Annotated in this window: 17 protein-coding genes; 3 read left to right on the top strand and 14 right to left on the bottom strand. The window is 68.7% G+C overall.

Translation table 11 applies throughout. The features are described 5' to 3' along the window. Positions 1 to 6 precede the first annotated feature (6 nt). From AC1DWT_RS19280 to AC1DWT_RS19260, 5 genes are read right to left on the bottom strand one after another with little or no spacing between them, the layout of a single operon-like run. Positions 7 to 840, bottom strand: a complete 834-nt coding sequence (locus tag AC1DWT_RS19280) for an HpcH/HpaI aldolase/citrate lyase family protein (RefSeq protein ID WP_072945643.1) — start codon at positions 838 to 840, stop codon at positions 7 to 9. Beyond that, positions 837 to 1,337, bottom strand: coding sequence for a MaoC family dehydratase (locus AC1DWT_RS19275; RefSeq protein WP_072945641.1), 501 nt, complete (start codon positions 1,335 to 1,337; stop codon positions 837 to 839). Before AC1DWT_RS19275 ends, AC1DWT_RS19280 begins: the two co-directional genes overlap by 4 nt. Continuing rightward, positions 1,334 to 2,494 carry an acyl-CoA dehydrogenase family protein gene (locus tag AC1DWT_RS19270; protein WP_072945639.1) on the bottom strand — a complete coding sequence of 387 codons (1,161 nt, stop codon included), beginning with the start codon at positions 2,492 to 2,494 and terminating at the stop codon, positions 1,334 to 1,336. Before AC1DWT_RS19270 ends, AC1DWT_RS19275 begins: the two co-directional genes overlap by 4 nt. Next, entirely contained in the window at positions 2,491 to 4,500 is a 2,010-nt protein-coding gene (locus AC1DWT_RS19265; protein WP_477921845.1) for an acetyl/propionyl/methylcrotonyl-CoA carboxylase subunit alpha, read from the bottom strand. The genes AC1DWT_RS19270 and AC1DWT_RS19265 overlap by 4 nt, the downstream gene beginning before the upstream one ends. Before the next feature lie 14 nt (positions 4,501 to 4,514). Next, positions 4,515 to 6,104 (bottom strand): carboxyl transferase domain-containing protein, encoded by a 1,590-nt coding sequence (locus tag AC1DWT_RS19260; RefSeq protein WP_477921829.1) that lies wholly within the window; start codon positions 6,102 to 6,104, stop codon positions 4,515 to 4,517. Positions 6,105 to 6,219: 115 nt separating this feature from the next. Here AC1DWT_RS19260 and AC1DWT_RS19255 point away from each other — a divergent pair, with 115 nt between their 5' ends. Then, positions 6,220 to 6,861, top strand: a complete 642-nt coding sequence (locus AC1DWT_RS19255; protein ID WP_095860943.1) for an SACE_7040 family transcriptional regulator — start codon at positions 6,220 to 6,222, stop codon at positions 6,859 to 6,861. A 49-nt stretch (positions 6,862 to 6,910) separates the two neighbouring features. Here AC1DWT_RS19255 and AC1DWT_RS19250 read toward each other — a convergent pair whose 3' ends face one another. The 3 genes from AC1DWT_RS19250 to AC1DWT_RS19240 all read right to left on the bottom strand — a co-directional run bounded on the left by AC1DWT_RS19250 (position 6,911) and on the right by AC1DWT_RS19240 (position 9,153). Continuing rightward, positions 6,911 to 7,180: a GlsB/YeaQ/YmgE family stress response membrane protein gene (locus AC1DWT_RS19250; RefSeq protein ID WP_072945630.1), complete on the bottom strand. Its 270-nt coding sequence runs from the start codon at positions 7,178 to 7,180 to the stop codon at positions 6,911 to 6,913. A 147-nt stretch (positions 7,181 to 7,327) separates the two neighbouring features. After that, positions 7,328 to 7,954, bottom strand: coding sequence for a response regulator (locus AC1DWT_RS19245; protein ID WP_072945628.1), 627 nt, complete (start codon positions 7,952 to 7,954; stop codon positions 7,328 to 7,330). Next, complete coding sequence (locus tag AC1DWT_RS19240) at positions 7,951 to 9,153, bottom strand: sensor histidine kinase (protein ID WP_477921828.1); 1,203 nt, start codon at positions 9,151 to 9,153, stop codon at positions 7,951 to 7,953. The genes AC1DWT_RS19245 and AC1DWT_RS19240 overlap by 4 nt, the downstream gene beginning before the upstream one ends. A gap of 164 nt (positions 9,154 to 9,317) precedes the next feature. Between AC1DWT_RS19240 and AC1DWT_RS19235 the strand changes: the two genes are divergently transcribed. Then, positions 9,318 to 9,902, top strand: a complete 585-nt coding sequence (locus tag AC1DWT_RS19235; RefSeq protein ID WP_095860946.1) for a GlcG/HbpS family heme-binding protein — start codon at positions 9,318 to 9,320, stop codon at positions 9,900 to 9,902. 12 nt (positions 9,903 to 9,914) lie between these two features. Further along, complete coding sequence (locus AC1DWT_RS19230) at positions 9,915 to 10,412, top strand: ankyrin repeat domain-containing protein (RefSeq protein ID WP_477921826.1); 498 nt, start codon at positions 9,915 to 9,917, stop codon at positions 10,410 to 10,412. 10 nt (positions 10,413 to 10,422) lie between these two features. Here AC1DWT_RS19230 and AC1DWT_RS19225 read toward each other — a convergent pair whose 3' ends face one another. The 6 genes from AC1DWT_RS19225 to AC1DWT_RS19200 all read right to left on the bottom strand — a co-directional run. After that, positions 10,423 to 12,060, bottom strand: coding sequence for an AMP-binding protein (locus AC1DWT_RS19225; RefSeq protein ID WP_072945619.1), 1,638 nt, complete (start codon positions 12,058 to 12,060; stop codon positions 10,423 to 10,425). 161 nt (positions 12,061 to 12,221) lie between these two features. Further along, a complete protein-coding gene (locus AC1DWT_RS19220; RefSeq protein WP_477921824.1) occupies positions 12,222 to 13,562 on the bottom strand; it encodes an MFS transporter in 1,341 nt (446 codons plus the stop codon). A gap of 120 nt (positions 13,563 to 13,682) precedes the next feature. After that, positions 13,683 to 14,228 (bottom strand): hypothetical protein, encoded by a 546-nt coding sequence (locus tag AC1DWT_RS19215; RefSeq protein ID WP_477921822.1) that lies wholly within the window; start codon positions 14,226 to 14,228, stop codon positions 13,683 to 13,685. A 78-nt stretch (positions 14,229 to 14,306) separates the two neighbouring features. After that, on the bottom strand, positions 14,307 to 15,074 hold the full coding sequence (gene eutC, locus AC1DWT_RS19210; RefSeq protein ID WP_095860948.1) for an ethanolamine ammonia-lyase subunit EutC: 768 nt from the start codon (positions 15,072 to 15,074) through the stop codon (positions 14,307 to 14,309). Next, positions 15,071 to 16,483 carry an ethanolamine ammonia-lyase subunit EutB gene (locus AC1DWT_RS19205; RefSeq protein WP_072945612.1) on the bottom strand — a complete coding sequence of 471 codons (1,413 nt, stop codon included), beginning with the start codon at positions 16,481 to 16,483 and terminating at the stop codon, positions 15,071 to 15,073. Before AC1DWT_RS19205 ends, eutC begins: the two co-directional genes overlap by 4 nt. Next, the coding region (locus AC1DWT_RS19200) for an amino acid permease (protein ID WP_477921820.1) at positions 16,480 to 17,018 on the bottom strand (539 nt) is incomplete at its 5' end. The genes AC1DWT_RS19205 and AC1DWT_RS19200, both read right to left, overlap by 4 nt.

Here is a 17,018-nt window from a genome sequence, read left to right as displayed (position 1 = left end):
CCGACCTCAGGCCGGCGTGTCCCGCGCCGAACCGACCTGTGAGCGGCGCAGGATCGCCTCGGCGTGACGCAGGACCGGCGCGTCCACCATCTTTCCCTCGAACGCGAACACCCCGCGCTGATCGGCGACGGCGGCGAGAACCCGCGTCGCCCAGTCGACGTCCTCTTCGGACGGCGCATACGCCTCGCGGATCACCGCGACCTGACTCGGGTGGATGGCGACCTTGACGTCGAATCCGACGGCGACGGCATCGAGTGCCTCGGCGCGCAACCCACCCAGGTCCTTGATGTCGAGATAGACGGAGTCCAGCGCGAGCCGGTGATAACCCTTGGCCGCCAGCAGCGTCGACGACCGCACCTGGGTGGCGACGTCGCGGTAGCTGCCGTCGTCGCGGCGGCTGGAGTTGCCGCCCATCGCGGCGACGAGGTCTTCGGCCCCCCACATCACACCGATGGTGCTGGCCGCCAACGCGATCTCGGTGACCGCGAGCGCACCGAGCGGCGACTCGACCAGGGCGATCACCTCGCGCGGAGCCAGCGACAGCACCTGGTCGGCCGACTCGCACTTGGCCAGCATGAGCCGGGTGTAGCGGGTGCCGTCGAGCGCCAGCAGGTCGCGTTCGTGGTCTTCGGTGCCGACCGGGTTGACCCGCACGACGGTGCGATCCGGATCGAGCGGGGTGTCGATGAGGGCGACCCGGGCCGCCTCCTTGTCGCCGGCCGCCACCCCGTCCTCGAGGTCGAGGATCACGACGTCGGCCGCCGCGGCCGCCTTCGCGTACCGTTCGGGCCGGTCCGCCGGGCAGAACAACCAGGCGGGACCGGGCAGTTCCCAGCTCACGACGGCTTCTTCTGGACGAGGGTCTTGCGGACCGCGATCGCCACCACGTCGCCGTTCTGGTTGCGGCCGGTGTGCTCGAGCGTGACGATGCCCTCGCCGGGACGGCTCTTCGATTCGCGTTTGTCCGCGATCTTCGTCTCCGCGTACAGCGTGTCCCCGTGGAACAGCGGCTTCGGGAAACTGATCTCCGAGAACCCCAGGTTCGCGACGATGGTCCCCTGCGTCAGCTGCGCCACCGACAGTCCGACCAGCGTCGAGAGGGTGAACATCGAGTTGACGAGGCGCTCGCCGAACTGGGTGCCCTCGCTGTACGCCGCATCCAGGTGCAGGGCCTGGGTGTTCATCGTCTGGGTCGTGAACAGGACGTTGTCGGCCTCGGTGACGGTCCGGCCGGGGCGGTGCTCGTACACCGCGCCCAGCTCGAACTCCTCGAACCACAGGCCACGCTGGACGATTCGCCTCGGTTCGGTATCCGTGGTGCTCTCCGCGGAGGTCACAGTCCCGCCTCCCGCGCGATCAGCATCAACTGCACCTCGGTGGTGCCCTCGCCGATCTCCAGGATCTTGCTGTCCCGGTAGTGCCGCGCCACGGTGTACTCGTTCATGAACCCGTAGCCGCCGTGGATCTGGGTGGCGTCGCGGGCGTTGTCCATCGCCGCCTCGGAGGCGACGAGCTTGGCGATGGCGGCCTGCTTCTTGAACGGCTTGCCGGACAGCATCCGGGCGGCGGCGTCGTAGTACGCCGTGCGCGCGGTGTGGGCGCGCGCCTCCATGCGGGCGATCTTGAAGGCGATGGCCTGGTTGTGCCCGATCGGCCGCCCGAACGCCTCCCGTTCCTTGGCGTACTTGACCGACTCGTCGACGCATCCCTGGGCGGCGCCGACGCTGAGCGCGGCGATGGCGATGCGCCCCTCGTCGAGGATCCGCAGGAAGTTCGCGTACCCGCGACCGCGCTCGCCGAGGAGGTTCTCCTCCGGGACGCGCACGTCCGCGAACGTGAGCGGGTGGGTGTCGGAGGCGTTCCAGCCGACCTTGTTGTACGCCGGTTCGGCGGTGAAGCCGGGTGTCGACGTCGGCACGAGGATGGTGGAGATCTCCTTCTTGCCGTCCTTCGTCCCGGTCACCGCGGTGACGGTGACGAGCTTGGTGATGTCGGTTCCGGAGTTGGTGATGAACTGCTTGTTGCCGTTGATGATCCATTCACCGCTGTCGAACTTCGCGGTGGTCTTCGTGCCGCCCGCGTCGCTTCCGGCACCCGGCTCGGTGAGCCCGAACGCGGCCAGGCTCTTGCCGCTCGTCAGCTGCGGCAGCCACTCCTGCTTCTGCTCCTCGTTGCCGAACCGGTAGATCGGCATCGCACCCAGCGACACGCCGGCTTCCAGGGTGATCGCGACACTCTGGTCGACCTTGCCGAGTTCTTCGAGCGCCAGGCACAGGGCGAAGTAGTCGCCGCCCATTCCGCCGTACTCCTCGGGGAAGGGCAGGCCGAACAGGCCCATGTCGGCCATCCCCGACACCACCTCGTACGGGAAGGTGTGGTTGGCGTCGTGTTCCGCCGCGACCGGTGCCACCACGTTCTTGGCGAAGTCGGCGACGGTCTTCGCCAACTGCTGGTACTCGTCCGGAAGCTGGCCGGTGGCAAGGAATTCGGTCATGACGCGTCTTCTTTCGTGTCGGTGGTGTCGGTGTGCGGGGTGACTCGGGCGAGCAGTTGGTCGACCATCACCTGGTCACCGGGCACGACGAGGATGTCGACGACGCCGTCGACGGGCGCGGTGAGCGAATGTTCCATCTTCATCGCCTCGACCACGACGAGGCTCTGGCCGGCGGTGACGTGGGCGCCGGCCTCGGCGCCGACGGCAATGACGGATCCGGGCATGGGGCTGGTGATCTCCGCCTCGCCGGCGTGGACGTCGCCGGTGCGGACACTGAGTTCGCGGACCTCACGCAGCATCGTCGTGCCGTCCGACCCGGCGAGCCAGATGTGCCCGTCGGTCTGGGCGACCCGGTAGGTCTCGCGCCTGCCGTCGATCACCACCGAGAGCGTGGACCCGTCGAGCGCCGCGGTCAGCGACAGGGTGTCGCCGTCCTCGACCTGCGCGGTGGCCTCGGACGGACTGCCCGTGATCCGCACGTGGTCGGTGCGGGTGGGCGAGGACAACCGGATGCTGGTGGGTGCGGGCGCCCCGACCCGCCAGCCGCTCGGAACATCCCACGGGTCGGCCTGCGCCCCCACGGGCCAGCGCTGCAACCACCGGAACGCCGCGGCGGCGATCAGGGCGCCGTCGGTGGCCTCCGCGGCGACGAAGTCCTCGAGCCGCCGATCGAGCAGACCGGTGTCGAGATCGCCCGCCACCACGTCCGGGTCGGCGAGCAGGAAGCGCGCGAACTCGATGTTGGTGACCACGCCCAGCACACCCGTGCCGGCCAGGGCGCGGTCCAGTTTCCGCAGCGCGCCGGCGCGGTCGTCGGCATGGGCGATGACCTTCGCCAGCATCGGGTCGTAATCGCTGCCCACCACCGTGCCCGGCTGCAACCCGGAATCGACGCGGACACCGGGGCCGGCGGGTTCGACCACGTCGGCGACGAGTCCACCGGTGGGCAGGAAGCCGCGGCTCGGGTCCTCGGCGTAGACGCGGGCCTCGATGGCGTGACCGGTGAGGGTGACGTCGTCCTGGGTGAACCCGAGCGGCTCACCGGCGGCGACCCGCACCTGCCACTCGACGAGGTCCAGGCCCGTCACGAGTTCGGTGACCGGGTGCTCGACCTGCAACCGGGTATTCATCTCCATGAAGAAGAACTCGTCAGGCTTGTCGGCGGAGACGATGAACTCGACCGTTCCCGCACCGGAGTAGTCGACGCTGCGCGCGGTGTTGCAGGCGGCCTCCCCGATCCGGGCGCGGGTCGCCTCGTCCAGCAGCGGCGACGGCGCCTCCTCGATGACCTTCTGGTGCCGGCGCTGCAGACTGCATTCGCGCTCCCCGAGGTGGACGACGTTGCCGTGCCCGTCCGCGAGGATCTGCACCTCGATGTGCCGGGGGCGCAGCACGAATCGCTCGAGGAAGAGCGTGTCGTCGCCGAACGCCGACGCCGCCTCACGCCGCGCGCTGCGCAGCGCCTCGGCCAGCGCGCCCGGCTCCTCCACCAGGCGCATGCCCTTGCCGCCGCCGCCCGCCGAGGGCTTGACGAGCACCGGGTATCCGATGTCGCCTGCGGCCGCGATCAGTTCGTCGTCGGACAGGCCGGGCCGGGCGATGCCGGGGACGACCGGAACGTCGAACTTCGCCACCGCGTTCTTGGCGGTGATCTTGTCGCCCATCACCTCGATGGCGTGAGCGGACGGGCCGAGGAACGCGATCCCCGCATCCGCGCACGCGCCGGCGAACTTGGAGTTCTCCGACAGGAACCCGTACCCGGGATGGATCCCCTGCGCGCCGGTGGCGCGGGCCGCCTCGATCACCTTCTCGATGACGAGGTAACTCTCCCGCGCCGCGGCCGGGCCGAGCAGCACCGCGGTGTCGGCCTCGCGGACGTGCCGCGCGTCCCGGTCCGCCTCGCTGAAGACGGCGACGGAACGGATGCCCATGGCCCGCAGCGTGCGGATCACGCGCACCGCGATCTCGCCGCGGTTGGCCACCAGGACGGTATCGATCCGAGTCATTTCAGTCATTCCACTCACATCCGGAAAACGCCGTAGGAGACCGGCTCGACCGGTGCGTTCGCACACACCGAGAGCGCCAGTCCGAGAACAGTTCTGGTATCGGCGGGGTCGATGATGCCGTCGTCCCACAGCCGGGCGGTCGAGTAGTACGGGTTGCCCTGCGCCTCGTACTGCTCGCGGATCGGCGCCTTGAACGCCTCCTCGTCCTCGGCCGACCAGGGGTTGCCCGCGCTGTCGAGTTGTTCGCTGCGCACCGTCGAGAGCACCGACGCCGCCTGCTCCCCGCCCATCACGGAGATCCGGGCGTTCGGCCACATCCACAGGAACCGCGGCGAGTACGCCCGCCCGCACATCGAGTAGTTGCCCGCCCCGTAGGAGCCGCCGATCACGACGGTCAGTTTCGGCACCCGCGCACACGCCACCGCGGTCACCATCTTCGCGCCGTGCTTGGCGATGCCGCCGGCCTCGTAGTCGCGACCGACCATGAAACCGGCGATGTTCTGCAGGAACAGCAGCGGAATCTTGCGCTTGTCGCACAGCTCGATGAAATGCGCACCCTTCATCGCGGACTCGGCGAACAGCACACCGTTGTTGGCGATAATGCCGACCGGGTGGCCCTCGATGTGCGCGAAACCGGTGACCAGGGTCTTGCCGTACTCGGCCTTGAACTCCTGGAATTCACTGCCGTCGACGATGCGGTCGATGACCTGGTGGACGTCGTAGGGGGTGCGCGGGTCGGTGGGGACCACGTCGTACAGGTCGGTCTGCGGCGCCGTCGCGGGGACGGCGCTGATCACGTCCCACGGACGCTCGGCGCGCGGGCCGAGGGTCGCGACGATGTTCCGCACGATCCGCAACGCGTCCTGGTCGTCCTCCGCGAGGTGGTCGGTGACACCGGAAACCTTCGAGTGCAGGTCGCCGCCGCCGAGTTCCTCGGCCGTCACGACCTCACCGGTCGCCGCCTTCACCAGCGGCGGGCCGCCCAGGAAGATGGTGCCCTGGTTGCGGACGATGACCGCCTCGTCGCTCATCGCTGGCACGTAGGCGCCGCCCGCGGTGCAGGAGCCGAGGACCGCCGCGATCTGCGGGATACCCTGCGCGCTCATCGTGGCCTGGTTGTAGAAGATGCGCCCGAAGTGCTCGCGGTCGGGGAACACCTCGTCCTGCCTCGGGAGGAACGCGCCGCCGGAGTCGACGAGGTAGATGCAGGGAAGCTGGTTCTGCAGCGCGATCTCCTGCGCCCGCAGGTGCTTCTTCACCGTCATCGGGTAGTAGGTGCCGCCCTTGACGGTCGCGTCGTTGGCGACGATCACGCATTCCCGGCCGGACACCCGGCCGATGCCGGCGATGACGCCCGCACCGGGGCACTCGTCGTCGTACAGGCCGTTCGCCGCCAGCGGCGAGATCTCCAGGAACGGGCTGCCGGGATCGAGCAGCGTGTCCACCCGATCGCGGGGCAGCAGCTTGCCTCGGCTCACGTGCCGCTCGCGCGACTTCTCGCTGCCGCCGAGCGCGGCCACGGCCAGCCGCGACTTCAGCTCGTCGACCAATTTCGTGTGCTCTGCCCGGTAGCCCTCCCGTGCAGTGATTCCGCCCAGTGCCATCCTGCCGCCTTCTTTTCTTGACGCCCGTGCCGAGTGAGTTAATGCTCGATAACTGAAACTAAGATAACTGTGATTAACTGAGTTGTCCAGACCGCACCCCGGAAAGAGCAAGGCGATGACTGCAGACGTCGACGGCACCGAAGCGACGACCCCGACCATCGACGGTGCCCCGATCACGCGCCGCGAGCAGATGAAGGCGGATCGCCGCCGCCAGCTGCTCGACGCCGCCGCCCGCCTCATCGCCGAACGGGGCTTCCTCGGAGTCCGCCTCGAGGACCTCGGCTCCGCGGCGGGAATCAGCGGCCCCGCCGTGTACCGGCACTTCCCCAACAAGGACGCCGTCCTCGTCGAACTGCTCGTCGGAATCAGCACCCGGCTGTTCGAAGGCGGGTCGCTCGTCGCCGCGGAGGCAACATCCCCGGACGCGGCGCTGGAAGGTCTGATCGATTTCCATCTCGACTTCGCACTCGGGGAACCCGACCTCATTCGCATCCAGGACCGAGACCTGGAGAGCCTGCCCGCCGACGCGCGCCGGGAGGTCCGGCTGACGCAGCGGCGTTACGTGGAGATCTGGGTGAAGGTGCTTCTGCAGGTGGATTCGTCGCTGGACGAGACAGATGCCCGCACCAAGGCGCACGCCACGTTCGGGCTCATCAACTCGACCCCGCACAGCGCCGACCCCGCCACCCCGTCGCGCACCCGGAAAGTGCTGCGCGACATGACGTTCTCATGCCTGCGGCCCGTGAGTACTTCTTAACCGCGGGCGGTTGAGAAGTACTCACGGGCCGCAAGGCACTGTCGGGTGGTTACACCCTGTTCTTGCTCGTCATCGCGGTGTATCCGAGCGACAGCACGGCCGCTGCGGCAATGCTGATGATCCACCGGATCCAGTCGATCCCTCCGGTGTTCCCCTTGCCGAGGAGCCCCTCCCACACCCAGTACCCGATCAGCGCACCGATGATGCCGAGGACGACGGTGATGACCCACCCCATCGCCTGCTTTCCCGGAATCACGAGACGCGCCAGAACGCCGATGACCGCACCGAAGATGATGGTGCCGATGATGTTGCCGACCATGGCCCTTGTCCTCTCAACACGCAATTCATGGTGCGAGCGGAAGGTCACCGCTCATTTCGAACATAACCACCTGGACAGCTGTTCGACAGGGCTTCGGCAAATCGTTGCCAAAAGGTTCACGCGGTGTGCCACCGCGAATCCCCCGGTTCAGCGGATGCCCTGCCGTCGCAGCGCCACGGACACGGCCGCGGCCCGGGTGTCGACACCGAGCTTCGAGTAGATGTGCGCGAGGTGCGTCTTGACCGTCGCCTCGCTGATGAACAGGGCTTTGCCGAGTTCCTTGTTGGTCATCCCCTTGGCCAGCAGGGTCAGCAATTCGGCCTCCCGCGGCGTGAGAGCCTCCTCGGGGCGCTGCATCTGCTGCAGCAGGCGCGACGCGACGGGCGGCGACAGCACACTCTGGCCGGCCGCCGCGCCGCGGACGGCGGCGAAGATCTCCTGGGGCGTCGAATCCTTCAGGAGGTACCCGATGGCACCGGCGTCGATGGCGCGGACGACGTCGGCGTCCGTGTCGTACGTCGTGAACACCAGCACCGGCAGGTCCCGGTCGACCTGCCGGATCCGGCGGATGGCCTCCACCCCGTCGATGCCGGATCCGAGGGCCAGATCCATCGTCACGAGCCGCGGCCGGCGGGTGGTCACGGCGTCGACCGCCTCCTCGCCCGTGCCCGCCTCGGCGATCACCTCGATGTCGGGCTGGGAGTCGAGCAGCGCCCGCAGTCCGGCGCGCACGACCGCGTGATCATCGACCAGCAGCACGGTCACGGTCGTCATGCCGAGGTTCCTCTCGCGCACGGTATCTGTGCGGCCACCACGGTGCCCTCGCCCGGTGCGCTCTCGACGGTGAACGTGCCGCCCAGTTGCTCGACGCGGCTGCGCATCGCACGCAGGCCGTATCCGCCGCGGTCCGAGGGAGGTCCGCTGGGTGCGGGGTCGAAACCGGCGCCGTCGTCGTAGATGTCGAGTGCGACGGCGTCCGGAAGGTACGTCAGGGTGACACCGACGGTGTCGGCCCGTGCGTGCCGGGTGATGTTGGAGACGGCGCTCTGGGTGATCCGCAGCAGCGCGTGCGCCACCTCCGCAGGAATCGCGATCGGAGTGCCCACGATCCGGAGTTCCGCCCGGGGGTGGTGGGTACGCGCGGCGGCGAGCAGTGCCGCGTCGAGCGGCTGGGATTCCAGGTTGGGCGCTGCGAGATGGTGCACGAGACTGCGGGTTTCCGCCAGGTTCTCGCGCAGCGTTCCGGTCGCCACACGGACGTCCTCGCGGGCCCGCGCCTCCGCCCGCGGATCTGCCTGCGCCCAGATCTGCTCGGCGGCCTCGAGCCGGAGGAGACTGCTCGTCAGTCCTTGCGTCACGGTGTCGTGGATCTCGCGGGCCAGTCGTTCGCGTTCGGCGAGGACCCCCGCCTCCCGCTCGGTCTCCGCGAGCCGGGACCGTGTCTCCGCCACCTGACGGAGCAGCCGCACCCGTTCCCGGCCGTCCCGCTCGATCTGGCTGTACGCCATGACGATCAGCGCGCCGGTGCACAGCGGTCCCACCAGCACCGCCCACTCGGTGCGCCCGGAGAACGTGAAGAACGCCAGCGACGTGAGGACGGCGAGAATACCGACGACGGGATACGCGATACGGCTCGGGTAGGCCCTCGTGCAGAGGAAGAACATGGGAAACGCGCACCACGCGAAACTCGGCGCGAGCCAGACGAGTACCGCCCACGTCGTCAGCACCGGCCACACCCACGGTTCCCACGCGCCGCCCCGCCGCGCCACCACCACGGTCGACGTGTACAACGCGGCGAGCGCCGCGATCAACGCGACCACGACGACGAACTGCCCGCTGACACCGTGGTACGTGAGGTACCGCGCCGTCGACGTCGCGAGGAGAACGTAGAAGGAGACATGGATGGCCGTACCGAGCGGGCCGCGCAGACTCTCGCCGGCCGACCTGTCCACTCCGTCCACGGGTCCTGTCACGTCTGTGGATCCTACGGACGTGCGGCAGGTCGCGGATCCACCGTTCGGATGATCTACCCCCGCCGGACGGATGAGCCCGGGAGCGCCGTCGGCCCGATGCGGTCACCGGCGCTTGCGGACCAGGCTGGTCACGTCAGCTCGTCACTCCCTTGAAAGGCCTTCCGATGCGCACCTTCCACCGACTGCCCCGCATTCTGGCGATCACCGTCCCGCTGGCCGCGATCGTCGCGACCGCCGCGTGCGGCGCTTCCACGACGGACGAGGCGACGGCGGCGTCCACTCCGGTCGCGACGGCCGCCGCACCCGCCCCGGTCGACGGCGCGGACGGCCTGGTCAGCCAGAACCGTCTCGGTGTCGGGGCGGCGCAGACCGCCGCGCAGGCGGCGCTCGCGAAGTGCCAGGCCGACGGACTCGGCTTCGTCACCGTGTCGGTGGTCGACCGCAACGGCAACGTGCAGGCCATGCTGCGGGGGGACAACGCCGCGCAGCACACCGTGGAGGCGGCCCGGCAGAAGGCGTACACCGCCGCCGCGTTCGGCGCGAACACCAGCGACCTGAGCGAACGCGCCAAGGGCGACGGCGCGACGGTCGCCGACCTTCCCGGCACGTTGTTCCTGGCGGGCGGCGTGAGTGTGAAATCGGCGAGCGGGTCGATCGCGGGTATCGGCGTCGGCGGCGCTCCCGACGGAATGCGGGATCAGGCCTGCGCGGCGGCCGGTCTCGACGCGATCGCCGGCGCCCTGGGTTGAAGAGCCGCTCCCGTGTCGACTCCCGAACTCGAGCGTGCACTGTTCGACGCCGTCGCCCGTGACGACGCGTCGGCGGTGCGAGCACTGCTCGACGCCGGAGCCGACGTGAACGCGAAGAACGCCCGCGAGGACTCGGCGTTCCTGTACGCGGGCGCGGAGGGGCTGAACGAGATTCTCGCGCTCACCCTCGACCACGGCGCCGACGTGACCAGCATTAACCGGTTCGGCGGAACCGCGCTGATCCCGGCGGCCGAGCACGGCCACGTCGAGACCGTGCGGATGCTGATCGACGCGGGTGTTCCGGTGAACCATGTCAACGATCCGGGCTGGACGGCACTGCTCGAGGCCGTGGTCTACGGCGACGGCTCCGCCCGCTACCAGGACGTCGTCCGACTGCTCCTCGACGCGGGCGCCGATCCGGCCATCGAGGATGCCGACGGCCGGACGGCACTGCAGCACGCGGAGCGACGCGGGCAGGATGCCGTCGCGGCGCTGCTGCGGACCGGGTGACCGGTGCGGGTCAGGTGTGCCCGATCAGGTCGAGGGACTGCTCACGCATCTCGACCTTGCGCACCTTGCCCGTCACGGTCATCGGAAACTCGTCGACGACGTGCACGTACTTCGGGATCTTGTAGTGGGCCAGCTTGCCGGTGCAGAATTCGCGCACCTTCGCCGCGTCCAGAGGTTCGGTGTCTTCCTTCATCCGCACCCACACCATCAGTTCCTCGCCGTACTTCGCGTCCGGCACGCCGATCACCTGCGCGTCGAGGATGTCGGGATGGGTGTACAGGAACTCCTCGATCTCCCGGGGGTAGACGTTCTCGCCGCCGCGGATCACCATGTCCTTGATCCGCCCGGTGATCGCGACGTACCCGTCGGAGTCCATCACACCGATGTCGCCGGTGTGCATCCACCGTCCGGCGTCGATCGCTTCCGCAGTCTTCTCCGGGTTGTTCCAGTACCCGAGCATCACCGAGTACCCGCGAGTGCACAGCTCCCCCGGCTCGCCCCGCGGAACGGTCAATCCTGTTGCCGGATCGACGATCTTGACCTCGAGATGTGGGCCGACCCGGCCGACGGTGGAGACCTTCTGGTCGATGGTGTCGTCCGACCGCGTCTGCAGCGACACCGGCGACGTCTCGGTCATCCCGTAGCAGATGGAGACCTCGGCCATCCCCATCAGTTCGATGACGTGCTTCATCACCTCGACCGGGCAGGGCGATCCGGCCATGATTCCGGTCCGCAGACTGGACAGGTCGAAGGACTCGAAGTCGTGCTCGGCGAGTTCGGCGATGAACATCGTCGGCACCCCGTACAGCGACGTGCACTTCTCCGCCTCGACGGCCTGCAGCGTCGCCTTCGGATCGAACGAGGGACCCGGAATCACCATGGTCGCGCCGTGACTCGTGCACGCGAGGTTTCCCATGACCATGCCGAAGCAGTGGTAGAACGGCACCGGGATGCAGACGCGGTCGTTCTCGGTGTAGTGGCACAGCTCGCCGACGAAGTACCCGTTGTTGAGGATGTTGTGGTGGCTGAGCGTCGCCCCCTTCGGGAACCCGGTTGTCCCCGAGGTGTATTGGATGTTGATCGGGTCGTCGGGTGACAGCGCGGCCTGCGCCGCGCGCAGCCGGGCCGGATCCGCGGCATGCGCGGCCATGCCGTCCGACGCCAGCCTGCTCCACTCGGCACTCCCGAGCAGCACGACCACCTCGAGATCGCCGCACTCGGGCCGGACCTCCTCGATCATCGCCGCGTAGTCCGATGACTTGAACTGCGGAGCCGACACGAGCAGCCGGACACCAGCCTGGTCGAGCACGTACTTCAATTCGTGCGCCCGGTAGGCGGGGTTGATGTTGACGAGGATCGCGCCGATCTTCGCGGTCGCGTACTGGATCAGCGTCCATTCCGGGCAGTTCGGCGCCCAGATCCCGACCCGGTCGCCCTTCGCGATGCCCCGCTTCAGCAACCCCGCCGCCACGGCGTCGACGTCCCGCTTCAGTTCGGCGTACGTCCACCGCCGCCCCGACGGCCGGTCGACCAGGGCGTCACGATCGGCGTGGGCCGCCACGGTCCGGTCGAAGTTGTCTCCGATGGTGTCGCCGAGCATCGGGGCGTCCCACACGCCGTGGGTGTAGCTGGGAAGCGGGGTTGTCATCACTCTTCCTCTCCAGGAACCCGTTCGGGCGCCTACGGGACGGGCAGACCGGAAGGCCCTTCCGCGGTCGAACTTACTCTTGGTTGTTGTGATCCAGGGCATACTGCACGGCGAGGGGTGCCGGTAACTGTGCGAAGTCCGGACACCCCTCGCCTGCGGGGTCAGAGCGCGTCGTCTTTCGTTTCCACCAGGGCCTTCGTGCACAGCAGGCTCACCACACCGAGGACGGCGAGCAACACGCCGATCGCGGCACTGCCGTACGCGGACGCCAGGGGCGCGGCGATCAGCGGCGGCACCGCGCCGCCGAGCACGCCGGCGAGGTTGTAGCCGAGGCCCGCGCCGGTGTAGCGGTACCGCGTCTGGAACATTTCCGGAAGCAGGGCGCCGCAGGGACCGTAGGCGATCCCGAAGATGGCGAGCGTGACCATCACGCCGATCGTGAACGCGACGGGCGAACCGGTGTCCAGCAGCGGGAACAGCGCGAGCGCCCACACGACGGCCAGGCCGCAGGAGATCATGATGACCCGTCGACGTCCGATCCGGTCCGAGTACAGCGCCGAGACGACGATGGTGAATCCGAAGACCACCGCCGAGGCGATCCCGACCGTCAGCACGAACGGGCGGCTGAACCCGAGGGTCTTGGTGCCGTAGCTGGTGAGAAACGCCGTCCCCATGTAGAAGAACGCGAACAGGGTGGCCAGCGCGCCGGCCGAGAGGAGGATCTCCTTGGTCTGGAACCGCCAGGCGTCCATCAGCGGGAGGGTCCGCGGGGCCGCATCCGCACGGTCTGCCTGCTGAGCGGCGCGGAACACCGGCGTCTCCTCGATCGCCAGGCGCATGTAGAGACCGATGCCGACCAGGACGGCACTGAACAGGAACGGAATCCGCCACCCGTAGTCGAGGAAGACCTCGGTGGTGTCGCCCAGCAGGCTGCCGGTGACGAGGAACGTGGCGCTGGAGAGGATGAAGGCCACCGCGGGCCCGAGTTGCGGGAACATCGCGTAGAGGCCGCGTTTGCCCGGCGGTGCGTACTCCGCCGTCAGCAGCGTGGCGCCCGCCCACTCGCCGCCGACGGCGAATCCCTGCCCGAAACGCAGCAGCACCAACAGAATCGGGGCCGCGACGCCGATCGTCGCGGCGCCGGGCAGCAGGCCGATGAGGAAGGTCGAGACGCCCATCAGGATGAGCGTGGAGATCAGGGTCTTCTTCCGCCCGATCCGGTCACCGTAATGGCCGAACAGCATCGCACCCACCGGCCTGGCGACGAAGGCCACGGCGAAGGTCGCGAAGGAGGCGACGGTGCCTGCGGTGGAGCCGAGTGCGGGAAAGAACACCGTGGGGAACACCAGTGCTGCGGCGGTGCCGTAGATGAAGAAGTCGTAGAACTCGATGGTCGTGCCGATGCCACTGGCAATGGCCACCTTGCGGACGCTGGTACCGCCCTGTCGCACCGGCGTGGGGGCGTGGGGGGCGCCCGCACCCGAGTTGGAGACTGTGGTCACTCGATTCCTCCGTGGTCCGTGGGGAACACCCTGGTGGGCGTATCCCGGATGAGAGGAAAAGTAGTGATCCGGCTCACTGCGTCACCACCCCCGAATGGGGGGGTGGTGACGCGGCTCACGTCACTCGGTGGCGCCGGACGCGCCGATCAGCTCCCTGTGCAGCTCGGTCCACACGGTGGCGTAGGAGTCGATCACGGGATCCGAGATCCACTTCGTCTCCCCCGCAGCAACTTTCGCGAGAGCATCGGCGAACAGGTCCTGGTAGCGGGACAACCGGGGCACGAACGCCGACAGGTCGTCGAACACGACCGACGCGCGACGGTCCAGGTCCGCCAGCTGATCGGCGTCGGCCGTGTCGATGAGTCCGACGAACTCCTCGTGGAACGGCACGAAGCTCTCGTACACCTCGGCGATGGAATCCTCGTCGATGGACACCCGCTCGGCGTCGAGCTGGTCCTCGAGCTCCGACAGCCCGGCGCCGGTGAGCGCGATCCGGCCGTCCGAGGCCTCCTGCGCCTTGCCCTGGGTCAGCAGCGCGTCGTACGCGGCCTGCGCGGACGCGGCGCTCACACCGAGATGTTCGGCGAGTACCGCCGCGCTGACCTGCTCTTTCAACCGGACCGCCTGCAGCAGGGCCAATTCGTCCACATTGCCAGCGAAGGCCATAGATCTCTCCTCGTCACACCCCGTCCAGGGCGGTTCTCCGCAGGCCCGGTCGGACCTGCCGCCCTTTAGATAACACGACTACAGTTCGAGGATCTCCGAGGGGGCTGCCAGCGCATCCGCGCGGGAAGTGTCCTTCAGCTCCACTCCGGACCGGCCCAGTTTCCGGGCGCCGGACACCAGGCCCGCCACGACGCGGGCGGCGAGTTCGTAGCCGAGCCCCTCGGGTGGGTGGATGTTGGACACGCAGTTCCGGTCGGCGTCGGTGCGTCCGGGGCGCGGGAGGTGCGTGAGGTAGACGCCGACGCTGTCGGCCACCGACAGTCCCGGCCGCTCGCCGATCAGCAGGACGAGCGTCTGCACACCCAGGGCCTGCGCGATGTGGTCGCCGAGCGCCACCCGGGCCTGGGTCGCGATCACCGGCGGCGCCAGCGAGTACGTGCCGCCGAACTCGTCGACCAGCGCGGACAGCAGGGACACCCCGTGATCGGTGAGCGCGCGGGGCGACAACCCGTCGGCGAGGACGAATCCCACCTCGGCCGTTCCCGCGGGGACACCGGACAGATCTGCCGGCGTGCGACCCAGGTCGGGCCGGCGCAGGTATTCGCTCCGGTCCGACGCTTTGCTCGTGACGATCACCGGTCTTCCCAGGCCCACGGCCTCGACCTGTTCGGCCAGTGCCTGCGCGTCGAGCGGCTGGTGGACGGCGTCGCGGGCCGCGGCGTGCGCCGACCGGAACTCGAGGACGCGCTGCGTCGGCAGCGCGTCTCCGGTGCGGCCGAGGCCGATACGCGCCTGCGTCGTGGCTCGCAGTTCCGCCCAGAAGTCTTGTGCGACAGGATCGGTCATCGTGCCCCCGTCAGCGCTCGAAGCGGCGACGCCGCGGCGTCGACCGGCAGCACACGACCGGCGTCGTCGACCATGCCGAGACGGCGCATCCAGTCCTCGAATTCCGGTGCGGGCCTGAGTCCGAGCACTTGGCGCGCGTACAGCGCGTCGTGGAATGACAGACTCTGATAGCCGAGCATGACGTCGTCCGCGCCCGGCACCGCGATGACGAAGGCCGCGCCCGCCACACCGAGCAGGGTGAGCAGCGTGTCCATGTCGTCCTGGTCGGCCTCGGCGTGGTTGGTGTAACAGACGTCGACACCCATCGGCAGGCCCAGTAGTTTCCCGCAGAAATGGTCCTCGAGTCCGGCCCTGATGATCTGCTTGCCGTCGTACAGGTACTCGGGTCCGATGAACCCGACCACCGTGTTGATCAGCAGCGGTTCGAGGTCGCGGGCCACCGCATACGCCCTGGTCTCCAGGGTCTGCTGGTCGACGGGCCTGCCACCCGTGCCGAGGTGCGCCCCGGCGCTCAGGGCCGACCCCTGCCCCGTTTCCAGATACATCACGTTGTCGCCGACGGTGCCGCGTTTCAGCGACCGGCCTGCCTCGTTCGCCTGCCGCAGCAGCGAGATGTCGACGCCGAAACTGGAATTGGCGCCCTGTGTTCCGGCGATCGACTGGAACACCAGGTCGACGGGTACGCCGTCCTCGATCAGGCCCATCGTGGTGGTCACATGCGACAGCACGCACGACTGCGCCGGAATGTCGAAGCGCTGACGGATGTCGTCGAGCAGGTGCAGCAGTTCCGCGGTGGCGTGCGGCGAATCGGTGGCCGGGTTGATGCCGATGACGGCGTCACCGCAGCCGAGCAGCAGCCCGTCGAGCGTGGCGGCCGCGATCCCGCGGGGGTCGTCGGTGGGATGGTTGGGCTGCAACCGGGTTCCCAGGTGCCCGGGTACGCCGAGCGTCGTGCGGAACCCCGCGGTGACGGTGACGGCCCGTGCGACCGCGATGAGGTCCTGGTTGCGCATGATCTTGCTGACTGCCGCGACCATCTCCGGTGTCAGCCCCGGGGCGACGCGGCGGAACGTCTCGGCCGCGCCGTCCCGCGCCGCGACGTCCAGCAACCAGTCGCGCAGGCCGCCGACGGTGAGGTGGGAGATCTCGCCGAACGCGACCCGGTCGTGCGAGTCGATGATGAGCCTCGTGACCTCGTCGTCCTCGTAAGGCACCACGAGTTCGTTCAGGAACGTGCCGAGCGGGACATCGGCCAGCGCCCACTGCGCGGCGGCGCGTTCGGCGTCGGACGACGCCGCGCACCCGGCGAGTTCGTCCCCGCTGCGCAGCGGTGTCGCCTTGGCCATGAGGTCGACGAGACCGTCGAACGTGTACCCGGTTCCTGCGACTCCGTGACTGTAGGTGGTCATTCGAGTTCTTCCTCCGCCTTTGCAAGAACAGCAAACTCCTCGTCGGGCGAATTGGCAACGAGGTGATGGCGGCTGTACAGGCCGAAGTACGCCATGAAGGCCGCGAACGCGATCAGCGTCCACAGTGCGGCGACCGGATCGACGAGGAACGTGGCGATCACCGCGGCGGCCGCGATGACCAGCGCGAACGATGTGGTGACGATGCCGCCGGGTGTGCGGTACGGCCGCTTCATCTCCGGCTCGCGCCTGCGGAGGACGATGTGGCTGACCATCATCAGCACGTAGCTGACGGCCGCGCCGAACACGGCCATGTTCAGCAGCATCGCGCCTTCACCGGTGAGCGAGAGTGCGAACCCGATGACACCCGGGACGATGAGTGCGAGCGTGGGCGCTTTCCGCGAGTTGGTGACCGACAGGTTCGTCGGCAGGTAACCGGCGCGGGACAGCGCGAACGTCTGCCGCGAGTAGGCGTACATGATCGAGAAGAAGCTGGCGACGAGGCCGGCCAGGCCGATGTAGTTGACGACCTTCGCCG

The organism is Rhodococcus sp. P4_B6 (assembly GCF_056402215.1).
The sequence above is the reverse complement of the archived record's forward strand: the minus strand, read 5'-3'. Positions and strand labels throughout refer to the sequence as shown.

What these genes read in the sequence shown, in the direction of transcription:
- AC1DWT_RS19265 (WP_477921845.1), bottom strand. Translation starts at nt 4,500, where the DNA reads ATGACTCGGATCGATACCGTCCTGGTGGCCAACCGCGGCGAGATCGCG.
- AC1DWT_RS19235 (WP_095860946.1), top strand. Translation starts at nt 9,318, where the DNA reads ATGCGCACCTTCCACCGACTGCCCCGCATTCTGGCGATCACCGTCCCG.
- AC1DWT_RS19250 (WP_072945630.1), bottom strand. Translation starts at nt 7,180, where the DNA reads ATGGTCGGCAACATCATCGGCACCATCATCTTCGGTGCGGTCATCGGC.
- AC1DWT_RS19205 (WP_072945612.1), bottom strand. Translation starts at nt 16,483, where the DNA reads ATGACCACCTACAGTCACGGAGTCGCAGGAACCGGGTACACGTTCGAC.
- AC1DWT_RS19270 (WP_072945639.1), bottom strand. Translation starts at nt 2,494, where the DNA reads ATGACCGAATTCCTTGCCACCGGCCAGCTTCCGGACGAGTACCAGCAG.
- eutC (WP_095860948.1), bottom strand. Translation starts at nt 15,074, where the DNA reads ATGACCGATCCTGTCGCACAAGACTTCTGGGCGGAACTGCGAGCCACG.
- AC1DWT_RS19225 (WP_072945619.1), bottom strand. Translation starts at nt 12,060, where the DNA reads ATGACAACCCCGCTTCCCAGCTACACCCACGGCGTGTGGGACGCCCCG.
- AC1DWT_RS19260 (WP_477921829.1), bottom strand. Translation starts at nt 6,104, where the DNA reads ATGGCACTGGGCGGAATCACTGCACGGGAGGGCTACCGGGCAGAGCAC.
- AC1DWT_RS19215 (WP_477921822.1), bottom strand. Translation starts at nt 14,228, where the DNA reads ATGGCCTTCGCTGGCAATGTGGACGAATTGGCCCTGCTGCAGGCGGTC.
- AC1DWT_RS19245 (WP_072945628.1), bottom strand. Translation starts at nt 7,954, where the DNA reads ATGACGACCGTGACCGTGCTGCTGGTCGATGATCACGCGGTCGTGCGC.
- AC1DWT_RS19255 (WP_095860943.1), top strand. Translation starts at nt 6,220, where the DNA reads ATGACTGCAGACGTCGACGGCACCGAAGCGACGACCCCGACCATCGAC.